Source organism: Bradyrhizobium sp. 132 (genome assembly GCF_023074185.1).
Lineage (GTDB): Bacteria > Pseudomonadota > Alphaproteobacteria > Rhizobiales > Xanthobacteraceae > Bradyrhizobium.
In genome coordinates this window covers 46,700-65,064 of the sequence record NZ_JADPKY010000078.1, presented here as the reverse complement: position 1 = coordinate 65,064, position 18,365 = coordinate 46,700, and the positions used below count along the sequence as shown (strand labels likewise).

21 protein-coding genes are annotated in these 18,365 nt (G+C 63.6%); 11 read left to right on the top strand and 10 right to left on the bottom strand.

Annotated elements, in window-relative coordinates; genetic code table 11:
- Window positions 1–2: 2 nt before the first annotated feature.
- From IVA74_RS12930 to IVA74_RS12900, 7 genes are all read right to left on the bottom strand, one after another.
- A complete protein-coding gene (locus IVA74_RS12930) occupies window positions 3–1,271 on the bottom strand; it encodes an AAA family ATPase (RefSeq protein ID WP_247343845.1) in 1,269 nt (422 codons plus the stop codon).
- Complete coding sequence (locus IVA74_RS12925; RefSeq protein ID WP_247343843.1) at window positions 1,268–2,005, bottom strand: CpaD family pilus assembly protein; 738 nt, start codon at window positions 2,003–2,005, stop codon at window positions 1,268–1,270. The genes IVA74_RS12930 and IVA74_RS12925 overlap by 4 nt, the downstream gene beginning before the upstream one ends.
- 17 nt (window positions 2,006–2,022) lie before the next feature.
- Window positions 2,023–3,498, bottom strand: coding sequence for a type II and III secretion system protein family protein (locus tag IVA74_RS12920; RefSeq protein ID WP_247344340.1), 1,476 nt, complete (start codon window positions 3,496–3,498; stop codon window positions 2,023–2,025).
- Window positions 3,499–3,509: 11 nt separating this feature from the next.
- Complete coding sequence (gene cpaB, locus IVA74_RS12915; protein WP_247343841.1) at window positions 3,510–4,307, bottom strand: Flp pilus assembly protein CpaB; 798 nt, start codon at window positions 4,305–4,307, stop codon at window positions 3,510–3,512.
- Between the two features lie 127 nt (window positions 4,308–4,434).
- Complete coding sequence (locus IVA74_RS12910; RefSeq protein ID WP_247343838.1) at window positions 4,435–4,959, bottom strand: prepilin peptidase; 525 nt, start codon at window positions 4,957–4,959, stop codon at window positions 4,435–4,437.
- 122 nt (window positions 4,960–5,081) lie between these two features.
- Window positions 5,082–5,228, bottom strand: a complete 147-nt coding sequence (locus tag IVA74_RS12905; protein ID WP_247343835.1) for a hypothetical protein — start codon at window positions 5,226–5,228, stop codon at window positions 5,082–5,084.
- A gap of 68 nt (window positions 5,229–5,296) precedes the next feature.
- A complete protein-coding gene (locus IVA74_RS12900; RefSeq protein WP_011084259.1) occupies window positions 5,297–5,461 on the bottom strand; it encodes a Flp family type IVb pilin in 165 nt (54 codons plus the stop codon).
- A 260-nt stretch (window positions 5,462–5,721) separates the two neighbouring features.
- Between IVA74_RS12900 and IVA74_RS12895 the strand changes: the two genes are divergently transcribed.
- From IVA74_RS12895 to IVA74_RS12880, 4 genes are all read left to right on the top strand, one after another.
- Window positions 5,722–6,549, top strand: a complete 828-nt coding sequence (locus IVA74_RS12895; RefSeq protein WP_247343833.1) for a sterol desaturase family protein — start codon at window positions 5,722–5,724, stop codon at window positions 6,547–6,549.
- A gap of 154 nt (window positions 6,550–6,703) precedes the next feature.
- Window positions 6,704–7,201: a pilus assembly protein N-terminal domain-containing protein gene (locus IVA74_RS12890; protein WP_247343830.1), complete on the top strand. Its 498-nt coding sequence runs from the start codon at window positions 6,704–6,706 to the stop codon at window positions 7,199–7,201.
- Between the two features lie 217 nt (window positions 7,202–7,418).
- A complete protein-coding gene (locus IVA74_RS12885; protein WP_247343827.1) occupies window positions 7,419–7,991 on the top strand; it encodes a TadE/TadG family type IV pilus assembly protein in 573 nt (190 codons plus the stop codon).
- A 23-nt stretch (window positions 7,992–8,014) separates the two neighbouring features.
- Window positions 8,015–8,632, top strand: coding sequence for a TadE/TadG family type IV pilus assembly protein (locus IVA74_RS12880; protein WP_247343825.1), 618 nt, complete (start codon window positions 8,015–8,017; stop codon window positions 8,630–8,632).
- 76 nt (window positions 8,633–8,708) lie between these two features.
- Here the strand turns inward: IVA74_RS12880 and IVA74_RS12875 are convergent, their stop codons facing one another.
- The 3 genes from IVA74_RS12875 to IVA74_RS12865 all read right to left on the bottom strand — a co-directional run bounded on the left by IVA74_RS12875 (window position 8,709) and on the right by IVA74_RS12865 (window position 10,992).
- Window positions 8,709–8,921, bottom strand: coding sequence for a cold-shock protein (locus IVA74_RS12875; protein WP_247320093.1), 213 nt, complete (start codon window positions 8,919–8,921; stop codon window positions 8,709–8,711).
- Window positions 8,922–9,187: 266 nt separating this feature from the next.
- Window positions 9,188–9,475, bottom strand: coding sequence for a translation initiation factor IF-1 (gene infA, locus IVA74_RS12870; protein WP_007599789.1), 288 nt, complete (start codon window positions 9,473–9,475; stop codon window positions 9,188–9,190).
- Between the two features lie 23 nt (window positions 9,476–9,498).
- Window positions 9,499–10,992 carry a DEAD/DEAH box helicase gene (locus IVA74_RS12865; RefSeq protein ID WP_247343822.1) on the bottom strand — a complete coding sequence of 498 codons (1,494 nt, stop codon included), beginning with the start codon at window positions 10,990–10,992 and terminating at the stop codon, window positions 9,499–9,501.
- A gap of 521 nt (window positions 10,993–11,513) precedes the next feature.
- Here IVA74_RS12865 and urtA point away from each other — a divergent pair.
- From urtA to IVA74_RS12830, 7 genes are all read left to right on the top strand, one after another.
- Complete coding sequence (gene urtA, locus IVA74_RS12860) at window positions 11,514–12,836, top strand: urea ABC transporter substrate-binding protein (RefSeq protein ID WP_247343819.1); 1,323 nt, start codon at window positions 11,514–11,516, stop codon at window positions 12,834–12,836.
- Between the two features lie 82 nt (window positions 12,837–12,918).
- Window positions 12,919–14,526: an urea ABC transporter permease subunit UrtB gene (urtB, locus tag IVA74_RS12855; RefSeq protein WP_247343815.1), complete on the top strand. Its 1,608-nt coding sequence runs from the start codon at window positions 12,919–12,921 to the stop codon at window positions 14,524–14,526.
- A complete protein-coding gene (gene urtC / locus IVA74_RS12850; protein WP_247343811.1) occupies window positions 14,523–15,692 on the top strand; it encodes an urea ABC transporter permease subunit UrtC in 1,170 nt (389 codons plus the stop codon). Before urtB ends, urtC begins: the two co-directional genes overlap by 4 nt.
- 4 nt (window positions 15,693–15,696) lie before the next feature.
- Window positions 15,697–16,458 carry an urea ABC transporter ATP-binding protein UrtD gene (gene urtD, locus IVA74_RS12845; RefSeq protein ID WP_247343809.1) on the top strand — a complete coding sequence of 254 codons (762 nt, stop codon included), beginning with the start codon at window positions 15,697–15,699 and terminating at the stop codon, window positions 16,456–16,458.
- A 3-nt stretch (window positions 16,459–16,461) separates the two neighbouring features.
- The gene (gene urtE / locus IVA74_RS12840) at window positions 16,462–17,157 is read left to right on the top strand and encodes an urea ABC transporter ATP-binding subunit UrtE (RefSeq protein ID WP_247343807.1); all 696 of its coding nucleotides are present in this window, start codon (window positions 16,462–16,464) and stop codon (window positions 17,155–17,157) included.
- 37 nt (window positions 17,158–17,194) lie between these two features.
- Window positions 17,195–18,025: an urease accessory protein UreD gene (locus IVA74_RS12835; protein ID WP_247343804.1), complete on the top strand. Its 831-nt coding sequence runs from the start codon at window positions 17,195–17,197 to the stop codon at window positions 18,023–18,025.
- Window positions 18,026–18,062: 37 nt separating this feature from the next.
- Window positions 18,063–18,365 (top strand): urease subunit gamma, encoded by a 303-nt coding sequence (locus IVA74_RS12830; protein ID WP_247343801.1) that lies wholly within the window; start codon window positions 18,063–18,065, stop codon window positions 18,363–18,365.

Sequence of the window (18,365 nt, the reverse complement as noted above, 5' to 3'; positions counted from 1 at the left end):
GGCTATTTTCCCCGCAACTTCTCAATCAGGGGTGAAAGCAAGGACGATTTTTGCTTCTTCGTCTCGCTGCGGCCGGTCAGGCGCTGGGCGATCTGAAGGAACATCTCGATTGACTTGTGGTTGGCCGAGATCTCCGCGATCATCTGGCCATTATTGGCCGCCGAGCCGAAGATCTGCGGCTCGAACGGGATCGAGACGACCGGCTGGCTCTCGATCGCCTTGGCGAACTCCGCCGCGGCGATTTCAGGCCGTTTCGGGACGCCGACCTGGTTCAGGCAGTAGAGCGGCGGTCTGTCGTTGGGCCGCGCGGCCTTCAGGAGATCGAACAGGTTCTTGGTGTTGCGTAAATTGGCGAGGTCGGGCGCTGCTACGATCAGGATGTCGTCCGCTCCGATCAAGGCGCGCTTGGTCCAGCCCGACCATTGGTGCGGGACGTCGAGCACGATGCAGGGCATGGTGGAGCGCAGCGTGTCGAACACGGCATCGAAGGCGTCGGTGCCGAAATCATAGACCCGGTCGAGCGTCGCCGGCGCCGCCAGCAGGCTGAGGTGGTCGGTGCATTTCGACAGCAGGCGGTCAATGAAGGCGGTATCGACGCGATCGGGCGAGAACACGGCGTCGGCAATGCCCTGCGGCGGGTCCTGGTTGTAGTCGAGCCCGGCGGTGCCGAAGGCGAGGTCGAGGTCGGCGACGACCGCGTCCATCGCGAGATCGCGTGCGATCGCCCAGGCAACGTTGTGAGAGATGGTCGAAGCGCCGACGCCGCCCTTGGCGCCGACCACGGCGATGATACGGCCGACCGCCTTGGCTTCCGGCGCCGAGAACAAGTTGCAGATCGAGCGCACGACGTCGATCGGGCCGACTGGCGCAAGCACGTAGTCGCTGACGCCGCGGCGCACCAGCTCGCGGTAGAGCGTGACGTCGTTGATGCGGCCGATCACGACCACGCGGGTGCCGGCGTCGCAGACGGTCGCGAGATGGTCGAGCCCGCCCAGGATGTCGCTGCGGCCGTCACTTTCGAGCACGATCACGTTCGGCGTGGGCGCCGAGCGGTAGGCTTCGACCGCAGCCGCCATACCGCCCATCTGAATCTTAAGATGGGCCTTGCCGAGACGGCGATCCTCGCCAGCCGACTGCACGGCGGCCGCCGTTTCCACGGTCTCGCAGAACGCCTGCACGGAAACGCGCGGCGCAGGCGCAATATGCTCCTCGATCGGGGGGAGAGATGCCTCAGACTGCTCTTCTTGGGGCTGGCGAGCGTAGTTGATCATCTGCCGGTGTCGCTGAGTTTGGCTTTGTCGGCGTCAGGATAGGCGACGCCCGTCGCCAATCCCTTGCGATACTTCTCGAACGCGGCAGTGCGCCGCGCCGTGTAAGACGGCGTTTCCGGCCGCGGCTGCTCGAGATCCGATGGATTGTCGACCATCGCCGCGAGGTTGCGCTGATAGGCGCAGCCATAATTGTAATAGTCCTTGTTCTCGAACCAGCTCTTGTTCTTCATTGAGGGGCCGATGTCCTCCGGCCACAGGCCGCAGGGACCTGCGACCGCGGCGATCTTGGAATAGGTGAGCCGGATCGGCGGCAGGAAACGCTTGTCTTCCGGCTGGTAAGGACGCGCGTTGACGCCGCGCGGCGGAACGCCCGCTGCCGACAGCATCGCCTGGATTTCACGCATTGTCTCCGCGACTGGACGCGCGTTGGGCGTGCCGGACGGCACGTCGATCCGGATGGCGCCGGTGCCTTCGTGCAGCCAGGCCGACGCGACGCCCATCACGTCGGCGCGCTGGGCGGCGGTCAATCCGCCGCGGGCATGGCCGACGAAAACGACGATGGAGCGGTTCTGCTCCTCGATCGCGATCGGATGGCGCTGCTTGTAGTCGTCGGGAATCGAGCCCGTGACCGCTTCGTCGTGCTGGCAGCCGCCAAGGGCGAGCGCCATGCCGACGAGCGCGCCACCGAGGCGGATGGCGCGACTGCGAAGCTGGGGTGGTCTTGTGATCTTCATGAAGTCCCCGTTCCGCCTCAGTCGGTGATGAAGCCGTAGGTGCCGCGGTAGCTTTTGGCCGGTTCGGTCCGGCCGGGCACACCGTAGATGCGGTTGATGTTGCCGAGCAGCTCGGCCTGCGGATCCGCAGGCGCGGAGAAGCCATCATCCGGCCGCGACAGGTCCTTTTGCGCAACGGCGCGAACGATATAGGGCGTCACGATCACGACCAGCTCGGTCGCGTTGTTGACGAAGTCGCGGCTGCGGAACAGCGTGCCGAGGATCGGAAGCTGCATCAGGCCCGGCAGTCCGCTGACCGCCTGCTTGGTCTGCTGCTGGATCAGGCCGGCCATCGCCATCGCGCCGCCGGAGGGAATTTCCAGCGAGGTCTCGGCGCGGCGGGTCTTGATCGAGGGCACCGTCAGCGAGTTGACCGACGTCGAGGTCACGGCCTGGGACAGCGTGATCGCATTTTCGTTTGAGAGCTCAGAGACCTCGGTCATCACCCGCAGGCTGATCTTGCCCTCGCTGAGAACGACCGGGGTGAAGTTGAGCGAGATGCCGAACTTCTTGAAGCTGATCTGGGTGGTACAGACATGCGTGGTTGGGTCGCACGCATAGCCCGCAGGCACCGGGAATTCACCGCCGGCGATGAAAGTTGCCGATTCACCGGAGATCGCGGTCAGGTTCGGTTCGGCCAGCGTCCGGATCACGCCCGCGGTTTCCATCGCACGCAGGGTGGCCTGCACCGACGGGGTCGCGCCGAACTTGGTGGTCAGGTTGTTGCCGTCGACGAGGTTGTGGCCGAGCGCCGTGAACGGATTGGCGTTGGTGAAGCTGACGACCGAGGTGCCGTAGTTGAGGTTGGCCGTGAGGTCGATGCCGAGCTGCTTGACAATGCTGCGCGCGACTTCCGCGACCGTCACCTTCAACATGACCTGGTCGCGGCCACGGACCACGATCGAGTTCACGACCTTCTCAGGGCCGCCCGCGAGGCGCGAGGCGAGATCGTTGGCCTGCTGGGCTTCGGCCGGGTTCGCCGCCGAGCCGGTCAGGATGATGCCGTCACCTAGCCCGTCGATCTGGATGTCTGAATTGGGCAGGACCTGCTTCAGCGCGGCGCGCACGCCGTTGAGGTCGCGCTTGACCGCGATGTCATAGGCCGCGATCTGCTGGCCGGCGGAATCGAAGAACACGATGTTGGTCTGGCCGATCGCGGCGCCGATGATGTAGGCGCGTTGCGCCGAGCGAACGACCGCATTGGCGATCTTGGGATCAGCGACCAGCACGTCCTTGATGTCGCGCGGCAGGTCGATCACGATCGACTTGCCGATGCCCAGCGAGAGGAAACGCGCGTTCATCTGACCGTCGGCCGCGGCCTGCGCCGCAGGGCGATAGTCGGCAGCGACCGCGGGGGTCAGCACCGGGTTGAGCGCGAGCGCAACGGCAGCCGAAAACGACAGGGCGCGGACCATTGAGGTTCGCATCGTCGTCAAATCTGCCCTGCATTCCATATCGACAGTCCTCATCGTGCCTTCGCCGTCGAGCTTGGGATGCCATAGCGAATGATGGAAACGCCGTCGCGCTTCTGCGCGGATTCATCGAGCGTGATCTCACTCATCTTGACGTCGACGATGCTGCGCAGCGCCAGCGACAGCGTGCCGCTCTGGCGCGCGGCGGAGAGTGTCGCAGTCTGCGCGGGGTTGAGCTCGAGGGTGACGGTCTTGCCGACCACCGCGTTCTGACCGTCCTTCTCCTTGGGTGCCTGGTCGATGGCCAGGACGCGGACATTGGCCAGGATGATCTCGGACGTGACGACATCGGGCGCGCCGTTGTTCTGGTCCGGGTTCTTGAGACGACGAGTCAGAAGCACGTCGACACGATCGTTGGGCAGGATGAAGCCGCCTGCGCCGGTCTCCGGCGAGATCTCGGTCGAGATTGCGCGCATGCCGGTGGGCAGGATTGCCGCCATGAAGCCGGAGCCTTCAGCCTTGACCAGCTTCTGGTCGCGCATCGGCTCACCCTGGATGAAGGGAGCGCGTGCGATCGAGCCGGTGACCTGGGTTACCGCCTCAGGGCGCTCATTGCGGCGGATAAAGGTGGCGCTGGCGGTCGCGGTTGGCCAGGTCTGCCACTGCACATCTTCCGGTTTGACGGTCTGGCCGAGGCCGATGTCGTTCTTGGCCACCAGGACGTCGACCGTCGGAAGCTGCGCGACCGGAGCCGGAGGCGGCGCAGAATTGTCCGAGCCGCTCGCCAAGTACGCGGCGACACCGCCGGCGCAAATGGCAACCGTCAGGACGACAATGCGTGCCCTATTCATACGCTTCACTTTCCACCAAACGCCGCGACGCTGCCGTCGCTGTAATCGGCAGTTGACCAGCTATTCGTCAAAGCATGGTTAATGAGGCGTATCTAAATCGCCTTGACGCCGGCTTTACCCGATGCGTTCAGTGCAATGCGAGGTGAGCGAGGTCGATCGCCTTCACCCATTCGGTCTCCGGGTAGATCATCAGCGCGCCGAGCGTGAGCGCGATGCCGTAAGGGATGCCGCTTTCCTTGTCGTGCAGCCGTGCCAGCCAGGCCTGGCCCGCCAGCCCGTATGGCAATGGCCATTGCCGGAACTGGAGCAGGAGCAACGTCAGCGCTCCGCCGAACAGCGAAGCGTAGAGCAGAAAATCCATCAATTGCGCGAAGCCGAACCAGAGCGCGACCGACGCGGCGACCTTGGCGTCGCCGCCGCCCATCCAGCCCATTGCAAAACAGGTGAAGGCCACGACCAGGAGAAGCGCGCCGGCGCCGACATGGTTCAGTATCTCGTAAGGTGCCATGCCACCGGCGAGAGCGAGCGCGAAAAAGCCGGCGACCAGCGCCAGCGACACGCGGTTCGAGATCGTCATCGTGAAGAGATCGCTCGCGGCCGCAAACGCCATCAGGGCAGGGAAGAGCAGAAGGCGCGCAAGGTCGAGGATCATGGCTGCGTCTTGAGGCCTGGGTTTTGGCGCGGAGCTGGCGTCGCCGGATGCTATCCGGCAGTGCTAAACAAACCGACAACGGCGGCCGTAGTCCCGAAGGGTGCAACCCGCCGAACGCGTGCTCACCAGAGACTGGCGATGCGCGCGGCGAGCGCGGTCGTCGCAAGCAGCAGCGCAAGGCAGATCCAATAGGCCGGCGAGCCGGTCTGCGCCGTCTCCGCCTCGTTCGCCGCGACCGCGGCATCGGTTCTGTACTTGCGCAACGCCACTGGAACTCACCGTCTTAGAAAACAAAGGCCCCGGAGGTCCGGGGCATTTGCCGTCGTTCGTCGGTCACTTACTTCAGCGAGGTGCTGATCGAGGTGAACTTGGTGTTCAGCGTGCTGCCGAGATTGTTGACGACGGTGATGATGGCCAGCGCGATGCCGGCGGCGATCAGGCCGTATTCGATGGCGGTGGCGCCGGATTCATCTTTCGCGAAACGCGCAATCAGGTTCTTCATGAACATAACTCCATCTGGGGTGGGATCGCCTCGTTCGGCGCTGTGCTTGACGCGCTGACCATGAGATCCGAGCTCTTTCGGTAGAGTTAATTCGATCGGGCAAACCCGCTTCCCGCTGGCCAGAGTGAATTTCACCTTAAGGCGGCAGCTGCAATTCGTCCCGGAAGCGGATGTGCAGCAAGCGCAGTGCCGGCTTCACCGTCCCTTAAATTTAGGAGAGTACGCGTAGGTGGGACCAGCAATTCGCAAGAGAGACGACGATGTCGAGCCTGCCCATGCAAGTCGCCCTGATGCTCGGCGAGACCATCGCGAAAGTGGTCCCCACGACCTTCGCGCTGGCGGTGGTCTTCACCGTGCTCGAGTATTTCTGGGCCTGCAATCCCGGCGTGCCGTGGTGGCGCAAGCGGGAGATCGTTACGGACATCTGCTACTGGTTCTTCGTTCCGGTGTTCGCACGCGTCATGCGGATCGGACTTCTGATCGTCGGCGCGAGCTTCGTCTTCAACATCCACGATGCCGACGAGCTCATCGCCTTTTACGACAATGGCCACGGCCCGCTGTCGCTATTACCGCTCTGGGTCCAGGCCGTGCTGTTCCTGGCCCTGTCCGACTTCATGCTGTACTGGCTGCACCGGTTGTTCCACGGCGGCGGGTTCTGGAAGTACCACGCGATCCATCACTCCTCGGAGGAGATAAGCTGGATTTCGGCGGCCCGCTTCCATCCCGTCAATCTCATGCTCGGCACGATCGGGGTCGACGTCGTGCTGCTGATGGCCGGCATTTCCCCGAACGTCATGATCTGGGTCGCCCCGTTCACGACCTTCCATTCGGCCTTCGTGCACGCCAACCTGAACTGGACCTTCGGGCCGTTCAAATATCTGCTGGCGACGCCGGTGTTCCACCGCTGGCATCACACCTCTCTCGAAGAGGGCGGCGACACCAATTTTGCCGGCACGTTCCCGATCTGGGACGTGCTGTTCGGCACCTTCCGCATGCCCGCGGGGGAACTGCCGCAGGATTACGGCAAGGACGAAGCCACCATGCCGAAGGAGATCGGAGGGCAGCTTGCCTATCCGTTCCGCCACTAGGGCCCTCGAGGGCCGCAAAACGCCAGTCCGTTCAAACAATAGTCGGCGAATTTGCGGAACGTTCACGAATTGAGGGCAGGTTAGCCGCGTCGGGCACCGGCTCCGCTGCTATCTGATCGCTTCTGCCGGTTTGTGACGTCCCGGGGGTAAGAGTATGCGTAAACAACTGCTGCGCCGTCATGCGCGCGTCTGTCTTCTGGTTGCGGCCGCGGTGCTGGCATCGCCGGCTGCCGGACTTGCCGAGCCGACCGCCGATACGATCGCCGTCAATGTCGACCAGGCCAAGCTGGTGCGGCTGCCCGGCAAGGTGGCGACCATCGTGGTCGGCAATCCCATGATCGCCGACGTCACGCTCCAGCCCGGCGGCATGATCGTCGTGACCGGAAAGGGCTATGGCGCCACCAATTTCATCGCGCTCGACCGGGGCGGCGAGATCCTGGTCGACCGCCAGATCCAGGTCGAAGGTCCGAGCGACCGGCTCGTCACCGTCTATCGCGGGATCGAGCGCGAGTCCTACAGCTGCGCGCCGCTTTGCCAGCGTCGCGTGACGCTCGGCGACAGCGACGTCTACTTCAACAACACGATGAGCCAGGCCGGTTCGTTGAGCAGCACGGCCAGCGGCAGTGCCGGTGCGGGCGCCAAGACAAACTAGCAAGACGAACTAGCAAGACCGATTGGCGGGCGTGCCCGGGCAAGATCGTCCCGCTCGGACACGCGCGTGCGAGTGAGGTCCTCTCTCCGAGCCTCGGGTCGTTCGCGGTTAACGCGCCTTTAACGGCCCGGGCCGCCGAGTGCGGATCGCCTGAACACTTAAACAATCAGTTTCCGCTACTGAATGGGGCAGATGATCGCCGCTGCTGGGGAATTTGATGCCATCGCCCGCGCCTAAGAGGTTCACGCTCCTCGCCGCATTACGCCGGTTTCGCGGCAGCCGCCGTGGCTCGGCAGCCGTCGAGTTCGCGCTCGTCGCGCCGGTTTTCTTCGCGCTGCTGTTCGCCATCATCGAGTCGGCGCTGATGTTCTTCGCGAGCCAGGTGCTCGAGACCGTCGCGCAGAATTCCGCGCGCGTGTTGCTGACCGGTCAGGCGCAATCCGGTTCAGTGACGGCCTGCGCGGTATCCGGCGTGAGCACACCCTGCTCGCAAACGACGTTCAAGACTTACGTTTGTAACCAGATCCCGGCGCTGTTCGATTGCGCCAAGCTCTACGTCGACGTCGTGAGCACGAACAGCTTCGGATCGCTGAGCCTCACCAGCTATGGCGATTCCTGCAGCTTCAACCCAACCGGCGTGCAGTACGGTGCCGGGACCGCTGGCCAGGTCGTCGTGGTGCGGCTGTTCTATCAGTGGCCGCTCTTCGTCACCGGGCTCGGCTTCAACATGGGCTGCAGCAACAAGCGGCTGCTGGTGGCGACAGCGGCCTTCAAGAATGAACCCTTCTGAGACAGATGGATCCGAGCGGACCGATGCAGATGATTGCGAATATCTGGAGAAAAGCCCGTAGCTGCGTGCGGGACTTCGTCGCCGACGGGCGCGCGGTTGCGGCGACTGAATTCGCGGTCATCGTGCCGCTGATGCTGGCGATGTTCTTCGGCACCGTCGAATTTTCATCGGCCGTGGCCATCAAAAGCAAAGTCACGATGATTGCACGGACTCTGTCCGATTTGACGTCGCAGTCAACGACGCTCGCCGATAGCAACATGCAGGACACGTTCACGGCAAGCATATCGGTGATCATGCCTTACGACGCTACGCTCGTGAAGGGCGCGATCTCGCAGATCCATATCGATAAGAACAGCATTGCCACGGTTGACTGGAGCACGGGCGGCACCATTGCGAGCGGTGCAACGCAGGCGACGCTGACGGTCTCGGCCCACAAGAAAGGCGACATTGTCACGTCGATGATCCCCCCGACGCTCTTGGTCCCGTCGACCTACCTCATTCTCAGCGAGGTGAGCTACCTTTACACACCTTCGGTGGGCTACGTGTTGAAGTCGGGCGTAACGCTGGCCGATGTCTCCTACACGCGGCCGCGCCAGGTCACCTGCGTTCCTTACAACGGTGTACCGTCGTCCTGCCTGTAATGAAAAAAAGGCCGGGCGTTCCGCCCGGCCTTTCCTTTACTTGTTCGCTTGAGCCGATCGGGCCCTAAGCGCTAGCTCAGCCGGCGGAGCGGAGGTTGTCCGCCGCCGACTTGCCGGAACGGCGGTCGGCCACGATCTCGTAGGAGATCTTCTGGCCTTCGTTCAGCGTGCCGAGGCCAGCGCGCTCGACGGCGCTGATGTGGACGAACACGTCCTGGCCGCCGTCGTCGGGCTGGATGAAGCCGAAGCCCTTGGTCGCGTTAAACCACTTCACGGTTCCCATGCTCATGGGGGTAGTCCCTTCTCAGATAACACAATGTAAGAGCCCGCTTGCGCGGACAGGTTAGATCGAATTTTGGAAGGGTCGTCAGCGTGTCTGAACCGGCTGTACCGGTGGATGCCAATGTCGTCCGGCCGAAAATCGATGAGGTGTTTTTACTGGAAACAAGGCCGCATAACAATCCTGCATGCACGTTTTTTTGATCCGCCGTGACGGTCACGGCGGATCAGCATACAGGTCGAGATTTTGGGTCCGCGCTCGCGCGCTGACCCCTGTTAGCGGCGGCGGAACTGGCCACCGCGCTGCCCGGGACGCGGAGGTCCGCCCATGCCGCTCGGGCGTTCATCCTTGTGGCGGAAAATCAGCCGGCCCTTTTCGAGGTCATAGGGCGACATCTCCACCGTCACGCGGTCGCCCGCCAGCGTCTTGATGCGGTTTTTCTTCATCTTGCCGGCGGTGTAGGCGACGATCTCGTGTCCGGCGTCGAGTTGCACGCGGTAGCGCGCGTCGGGGAGGATTTCGGTGACCAGTCCTTCGAACTGGATCAGCTCTTCCTTAGCCATGAATTTCTCCAGGTCGTGGACGGCTAGTGCGAATGGGGTTTGCGGCTCGGTTGGCCGTTCGGCCGACTCTCGCGGCGCAAAAAGGCAACGCCTTGTATCCCATCAGACGTCCCGGCGCTATGCGCGGAACGCTGTTCAGGACGGCCGTTTGGCGAAGAATGCGCCTTGCCGCCGGAGCGGGCGTGACGAGATGGCTTGGAAGCCTTCGGGCCGCTGCCGGGCCGTCCGTCGCCCTGCTTGCCGGCACTGTGGTGGCGACCGTCAGCATGCCTTTCGTCGGCACGCCGCCCGTCGCCATTCCGTGCGCCTTGCGGACGCTGGCCTGGGCGGCCGGGCCGGCCCTGACGCTGCTGGGACGGGGGAGGACCCGCATCGCGGCGGCCCGCGTCGGTGCGGTGGTCTTCGCGCGGCAGCGTCACTTTGATCAACCGCTCGATGTCGCGGAGATAGGCGAGTTCCTCGCCGCCTGCGACCAGCGAGATCGCGGTGCCCTCGGCGCCGGCGCGCGCGGTGCGGCCGATGCGGTGCACGTAGGTCTCGGGCACGTTGGGGAGGTCGAAATTGATGACGTGGGTGATGCCGTCGACGTCGATGCCGCGAGCGGCGATATCGGTGGCGACCAGCGTACGGATTTCACCGGTGCGGAACTGGGCGAGCGTCCGTTCGCGATGGTTCTGCGACTTGTTACCATGGATGGCGCTCGCGGCGATGCCCGCCTTCTCGAGTGTCTTTACGACCTTGTCGGCGCCGTGCTTGGTGCGTGTGAAGACCAGGGCCCGGTTGACCGGCTCGTCCTTCAGCAGCTTGGCCAGTAAGGCGGGCTTGGAAGAGAAGTCGACCTGGATGATGCGCTGCTGGATGCGTTCCACCGTCGAGGAGACCGGGGTGACCGCAACGCGGGCCGGGTCCCGCAGCATGGCGTCCGCCAGCTCGGCGATGTCCTTCGGCATGGTGGCCGAGAAGAACAGCGTCTGCCGCTTGATCGGCAGCTTGGCGACGATTTTGCGGATGTCGTTGATGAAGCCCATGTCGAGCATGCGGTCGGCCTCGTCGAGCACGAGGAATTCGACGCTGCCGAGCTTCAGTCCGTTGCTCTGCACGAGGTCAAGCAGGCGGCCGGGAGTGGCGACCAGCACCTCGACGCCCTGCATCAGCGAGCGGACCTGACGGCCCATCGGCACGCCGCCGATGGCAAGCGTCGAAGACAGGCGGATGTGGCGGCCATAGGCGTTGAAGCTGTCGAGGATCTGGCCGGACAGCTCGCGGGTGGGCGAGAGCACCAGGACGCGGGTCGTCTTCGGCTGCGGCTTGATGCGGTTCTCGAGCAGGCGGTGCAGGATCGGCAGCGCGAAGGCCGCGGTCTTGCCGGTTCCCGTCTGGGCGATGCCGACCACGTCGCGGCCAGTCAGCGCGATCGGGATCGTCTGGGCCTGGATGGGGGTGGGGGTGACGTAGTTCTCTTCGGTGAGGGCACGTGCGATGGGTTCGGCGAGGCCGAAATCCTGAAAGGAAGTCAAAGAGGGGTTCTTTCCATGTCGAAAGCAGGCGCCCGGCGCAGTTAGCGGGGCACGCGCAATAGGGGTGTCAAATGGGACACCTGCGTGTTTGGGGTGTCGGATGGCTTGGTGAGATGGGGCAAGCCAGACGCCCGAAAGGGCTTAAGAACACGCGGCTCGCAACGGCCTCTTGATTCGCAAGAGGCCTCGGCCACCATATGGAACATTGAGGGGGCGCTTTCAAGGCACGTGGGCCACAAATGGCGATTGCGGTGCAGAAATAGTTATGCCGGAAATTTAGCCAGAGTGCGCAGCCTGCTCAGAAAGTAACCTGCCTGCCGCTTTCGCATACATTTGAATTGCCTAAATTTTGGGCTGGCGAATAGTGGCGATACTTCGTTTTCAGGCAGTTTTACAAACAAAAACAATGACTTGATCGGTGTCCAATCCATGGCACGGTTCTTGCGAATCCGTTAATCGCAGGCGGCCGTGGGGCCGTTTCGCAGCGTTTTTCACGTCTGCGTCAGGGAGATGAGACACTCATGCATAGCAAATCCACTCACGATATAGCGGCGTCATTTAGCCGCCGTGGCGTTCTCGCCGCGACCGCCGGACTGATGCTCGGTCTGGCTTCCATTTCCAGTGCGAAGGCCGCTGACGACACCATCAAGGTCGGCGTGCTTCACTCCCTCTCCGGCACCATGGCCATCAGCGAAACCACGCTGAAGGATACCATCCTCTTTCTGATCGACGAGCAGAACAAGAAGGGCGGCGTGAACGGCAAGAAGCTCGAAGCCGTCGTCGTCGATCCCGCTTCGAACTGGCCGCTGTTCGCCGAGAAGGCGCGCGAGCTGATCACCAAGGACAAGGTTGCGGTCGTTTTCGGCTGCTGGACCTCGGTGTCGCGCAAGTCGGTGCTCCCGGTGTTCAAGGAGCTGAACAGCATCCTGTTCTACCCCGTCCAGTACGAGGGCGAGGAGAGCGAGCGCAACGTGTTCTACACCGGTGCCGCGCCGAACCAGCAGGCGATCCCCGCCGTCGACTATCTGATGAAGGACGAGAAGGTGAAGCGCTGGGTGCTCGCGGGCACCGACTATGTCTATCCGCGCACCACCAACAAGATCCTGGAAGCCTATCTGAAGTCCAAGGGTGTCGCCCAGGAAGACATCATGATCAACTACACGCCGTTCGGTCATTCCGACTGGCAGACGATCGTGGCCGACATCAAGAAGTTCGGCTCGGCCGGCAAGAAGACCGCGGTGGTCTCGACCATCAACGGCGACGCCAACGTTCCGTTCTACAAGGAGCTCGGCAACCAGGGCATCAAGGCAAAGGACATCCCGGTCGTCGCGTTCTCGGTGGGTGAGGAAGAACTCGCCGGCATCGACACCAAGCCGCTGCTCGGCCATCTCGCCGCCTGGAACTACTTCCAGTCCATCAAGTCGCCGGAGAACGAGAAGTTCATCAAGGCGTGGCAGACCTACACCAAGAATCCGAAGCGCGTGACCAACGATCCGATGGAGGCTCACGTCATCGGTTTCGACATGTGGGTCAAGGCGGTCGAGAAAGTGAAGTCGACCGATCCGGACAAGGTGATCGATGCGCTCCCGGGCATCGAAGCCAAGAACCTGACCGGCGGCACGTCCAAGATGCTTCCGAACCATCACATCACCAAGCCGGTGTTCATTGGCGAAATCAAAGCCAACGGCCAGTTCGACGTGGTGTGGAAGACCCCGGGTCTTGTCGCGGGCGACGCCTGGTCGAAGGAGCTCGACGGCTCCAAGGACCTGGTCGGCGACTGGGTCGGCAAGAAGTGCGGCAACTTCAACACCAAGACCAACAAGTGCCTCGGTTCGGGCTCCTGATCCGGATCTGACGCTCCATTGCACGATTGGAGAAGGCGGCGATCCCGCCGCCTTCTCCACCATTCTGCCGGGGTCTTTCACAGTGCCAGCCAATTTGTCCGCCCGTTTCTGTTCGCTCCTGCTCTCGTTGTTCCTGATCGCGTTCGCGCTGCCGGCCTTCGCCGGTCCGTTCGAGGATGCGGTCGCCAAATTCGCCAACGATGATTTTTCCGACACGGATGAAGCGATCGGCGCCGTCGCGAGCAGCGGCAACAAGCTGGCCTTTCCCATCATCAGCGCGCTCCAGGACGGCCGCCTCATGGCCGATCCTGATAGCAAGAAGGTTTACGTCACCGGCGCCGACGGCAAGTCGATCGACGCGGCGACCGGTGAATCCGTCGCCAGCGTTCCCGACAGCGCGAGCGCAGTGCGTCTCAACAACCGCCTGCGCCGCAGCGTCGACGCTGCGATCGGCAGCCTGACGCTGCAGTCGCCGGATGTCGGAACGCGGCTCCAGGCTGCGCAATCCGTGTTCAAGTCGCACGACGAAACCGCGCTCGAGGCGGTCGATGGTGCGCTCGCCAAGGAAACCAACAAATCCGTCAAGGCTGCGCTCGGCGACGCCCGCGCCGCCATCCTGCTGTTCAAGCCTGATACCGCCGAGGTCGAGAAGCTCGAAGCCGTCGCCACCATCAAGGCGCGCGGCGACCAGGAGGCGCTGGCGCTGCTCACCGGCATGGGCGACCAGCCGGCCTCGGTGACCAAGGCCGCCGCGAGCGCGATCGGCTCGATCCAGAGCTCGCTGGCGGTCTGGTCCACCGTGCAGAATGCTTGGTACGGCCTCTCGCTCGGCTCGGTGCTGCTGCTCGCCGCGATCGGGCTCGCCATCACCTTCGGCGTAATGGGCGTCATCAACATGGCCCATGGCGAGATGGTGATGATCGGCGCCTACGTCACCTTCGTGGTGCAGGACGTGATCCGCACCCGCTATCCCGGCCTGTTCGACTATTCGCTGCTGATCGCCGTGCCGCTCGCCTTCATCGTCGCCGGCGCCCTCGGCGTGCTGATCGAGCGCAGCATCATCCGCTTCCTCTATGGCCGTCCGCTGGAGACGCTGCTGGCGACCTGGGGCCTGTCGCTGGTGCTCCAGCAAGCGGTGCGCACCATGTTCGGTCCGACCAACCGCGAGGTCGGCAACCCCTCCTGGATGAGCGGTGCGTTCGAACTCGGCCAGATCACCATCACCTATAACCGGCTCTGGATCCTAGTCTTCACGCTTGCGGTGTTCGTCATTCTGCTCGCGATGCTGCGCTACACGGCGCTCGGGCTCGAGATGCGCGCGGTGACGCAGAACCGCCGCATGGCGGCTTCGATGGGCATCGCCACCTCGCGGGTCGACGCGCTGACCTTCGGTCTCGGCTCGGGCATCGCCGGCATCGCCGGCGTGGCGCTGTCGCAGATCGACAATGTCAGCCCCAATCTCGGCCAGAGCTACATCATCGACAGCTTCATGGTCGTGGTGTTCGGCGGTGTCGGCAATCTCTGGGGCACGCTGGTCGGCGCCTTCACGCTCGGCATCGCCAATAAGTTCCTGGAGCCGGTCGCCGGCGCCGTGCTCGGCAAGATCGCGATCCTCGTTCTCATCATCCTGTTCATTCAAAAGCGGCCGCGCGGCCTGTTCGCGCTCAAGGGCCGTGCGGTGGAAGCATGACCCCTCACATGCTGACGCGGTCGCTGGACCGCGGCGCGACGATCTTCCTTGCCGTCGTCGCGGCCTGCGGCATCCTCATCCCGCTCTCCAACCTGCTGCTGCCCGCGGGCTCGTTCCTGCAGGTGCCGACCTATCTCGTCGCGCTCTGGGGCAAATATGTCTGCTACGCAATTCTCGCGCTCTCGATCGACCTGATCTGGGGTTATTGCGGCATCCTCTCGCTCGGTCACGGCGCCTTCTTCTCGCTCGGTGGCTATGCGATGGGCATGTACCTCATGCGCCAGATCGGCAGCCGCGGCGTCTACGGCAACCCGATCCTGCCGGACTTCATGGTGTTCCTGAACTATTCGAAGCTGCCCTGGTACTGGCAAGGCTTCGACATGTTCTGGTTCGCAGCCCTGATGGTGCTGGTCGTGCCGGGACTGCTCGCCTTCTGTTTCGGCTGGCTCGCCTTCCGCTCGCGCGTCACTGGCGTGTATCTGTCGATCATCACGCAAGCGATGACCTACGCGCTGCTGCTGGCCTTCTTCCGCAACGATTTCGGCTTCGGCGGCAACAACGGTCTGACCGATTTCAAGGACATCCTGGGCTTCAACGTCCAGGCGGAAGGAACCCGCGCAGCGCTGTTCGCGCTGAGCTGCCTGGCTCTGATCGCGAGCTTCCTGATCTGCCGCTCCGTCGTGTCCTCCAAGCTCGGCAAGGTGCTGATCGCAATCCGCGACGCGGAATCGCGCAGCCGGTTCCTCGGCTACCGGGTCGAATCCTACAAGCTGTTCGTGTTCACGTTGTCGGCCTGCATGGCCGGCGTTGCCGGTGCGCTCTACGTGCCGCAGGTCGGCATCATCAACCCGTCCGAATTCGCGCCGGGCAATTCGATCGAGGCGGTGATCTGGGTCGCGGTCGGCGGCCGCGGCACGCTGGTCGGCGCGGCGCTCGGCGCCGTCGTCGTCAACTACGCCAAGACGGTCTTCACCTCGGGCATGCTCGCGCCCTACTGGCTCTTCATGCTGGGCGCGATGTTCATCCTGGTGACGCTGCTGCTGCCGAAGGGCATCGTCGGCACCTTCAATGCATGGTGGGACTCGTCGAAGGAAAAGCGCGCCGCTGCGACGACGGCGAGCGCCGCGGCCGAAGACGGCATAACCGAACCCAGGATGGCGGAGTAGCGCGATGAACGTCATGGACACCCGCGCCACTTCCGCAATGCTCTATCTCGACGGGGTGCACGTCTCTTTCGACGGCTTCCATGCCATCAATAACCTGTCGCTGACGCTCGAGCCCGGCGAGATGCGGGCGATCATCGGCCCGAACGGCGCCGGCAAGACCACGATGATGGACATCATCACCGGCAAGACCAAGCCCGACGAAGGCACGGTGCTGTTCGACGGCGTCACCGACCTGACGCGCCTGGACGAGACCCGCATCGCCGAACTCGGCATCGGCCGCAAATTCCAGAAGCCGACCGTGTTCGAGAGCCAGACCGTGCAGGACAACCTGCTGCTGGCGCTCAATGTCGACCACAGTGTCAAGGGCACGCTGTTCTGGCGTGGCAGCAAGGACGAGTCCGAGCGCATCGACAGGGTGCTGGAGACGATCCGCCTCACCGATGCCCGCAATCGTCTCGCCGGCAGCCTCAGCCACGGCCAGAAGCAGTGGCTCGAGATCGGCATGCTGCTTGCGCAGGATCCGAAGCTGCTGCTGGTCGACGAGCCGGTCGCCGGCATGACCGACGTCGAGACGCATCTCACCGCCGAACTGCTCAAGGAAATCAACAAGACCCACACAGTGATGGTGGTCGAGCACGATATGACGTTCGTGCGCGAGCTCGGCGTCAAGGTCACCTGCCTTCACGAGGGTACCGTACTCGCCGAAGGCACCATCGACCAGGTCTCGGCCAACGAGCGGGTCATCGAAGTTTATCTGGGACGCTGAACGATGCTCGAGGTCAAGGATATCAACCTGTTCTACGGTGCGGCGCAGGCCCTGCGCGGTGTGTCGATCGCGGCCGAGCCCGGCAAGGTGACCTGCGTGCTCGGACGCAACGGCGTCGGCAAGACCTCGCTCTTGCGCGCCATGGTCGGCCAGTATCCGATCTCATCGGGCGCGATCGTGCTCGACGGCAGCGACATCACGGCCCTGAAGCCCTATGAGCGCGCGCGCAAAGGCATCGGCTTCGTGCCGCAGGGCCGCGAGATATTTCCGCTTCTGACGGTCGAGGAAAATCTCAAGACCGGCTTCGGCCCGCTCAGGCGCGAGGACAGGCACATTCCGGACGACGTGTACTCGCTATTCCCGGTGCTGCAATCCATGCTCGGCCGGCGCGGTGGCGATCTCTCCGGCGGCCAGCAGCAACAGCTCGCGATCGGCCGCGCACTGGTGATGCGGCCAAAGCTGCTGCTGCTTGACGAGCCGACCGAAGGCATCCAGCCCTCGATCATCAAGGACATCGGCCGCGCCATCTCGTACCTGCGCAACCTCGGCAACATCGCCATCGTGCTGGTCGAACAATATCTCGACTTTGCCTGCGAACTCGGCGACAGTTTTGCGGTGATGGATCGCGGCGCGGTGAAGTTCACCTGCGACCGCTCCAATCTCGACCCGGCCGAAATCAGCCGCCAGATGGCGCTGTAATCCCAAAATTTCTGCCGCGGCCGGGCTGGGGAGACGGATGCGCAGCGACATTTTAACGACATCTTCGGTGTTTGAAGCCAACCGCGCCCGTGGCGTAGTGCGCTTCGACGTCCACGCGCGCGACGGCGTGACGCGGCGAGGGATATTGCATGAATCCGGCTCGCTGCGCGTCCGCTTTCCCTCTCCGGAAGGCGAGGGCCTCTCCGGCGTGTTCGTCAACACGGCCGGCGGCGTTGCCGGCGGGGACAATTTTGATATCGATATTGCCGCGGGCGAGGGTTCGCGCCTGACCTTGACCACGGCGGCGGCCGAGAAGGTCTATCGTGCCCCCGGAGCGGCGGCGCAGCTCAATATCGGCTTGAAGGTCGCCGCGGGTGCGCATATCGGATGGCTGCCGCAAGAGACGATTCTGTTCGATCGGGCCCGCGTCCATCGTAGCTTCGACATCGCTCTCGATGAGACGGCCTCGCTCCTGCTTTGCGAGATCGTCGTGTTCGGCCGCACCGCCATGGGCGAGCGGGTGGAGCAGGGCGAATTCGTCGACCGTTGGCGGCTCTCCCGCGGCGGCAAGCTCGTGTTCGCGGAAACCGTCAGGCTCGACGGCAATATCGGCGCAAAACTCGCGCGATCCGCGATGGCCAAAAGCGGCGCGGCGATCGGCACGGCGCTGATCGTGCCCGGCGACGAGGCATTGATCGAGCGCATCCGGGAAGCGTCGGACTCATTCTCCGGCGAGGTCGGAATGTCTGCCTGGAATGGCTTTGCAATGGCGCGGTTCTGTGCCCAAGATGCGGCGCGCCTGCGTGCCGACATGATGGCCGTGCTGGCGCGCAGCGGTGCGGCGCTGCCGAGGCTCTGGCTGAACTGACCGGCTGAATTGATGCGTTGAACGGAAGAGATTTCGCATGAATCTGTCTCCCCGCGAAAAGGACAAGCTTCTGATCTCGATGGCGGCCATCGTGGCCCGCCGCCGGCTGGATCGCGGCGTCAAGCTCAACCATCCCGAATCGATCGCGATCATTTCCGATTTTATCCTCGAAGGCGCACGCGATGGGCGCACCGTCGCCGAGCTGATGCAATCCGGCGCGCAGGTCCTCACCCGTGAACAGGTGATGCCCGGCATCCCCGAGATGATCCACGACATCCAGGTCGAGGCGACGTTTCCGGATGGCACCAAGCTCGTCACCGTGCACGAGCCGATCAGGTAG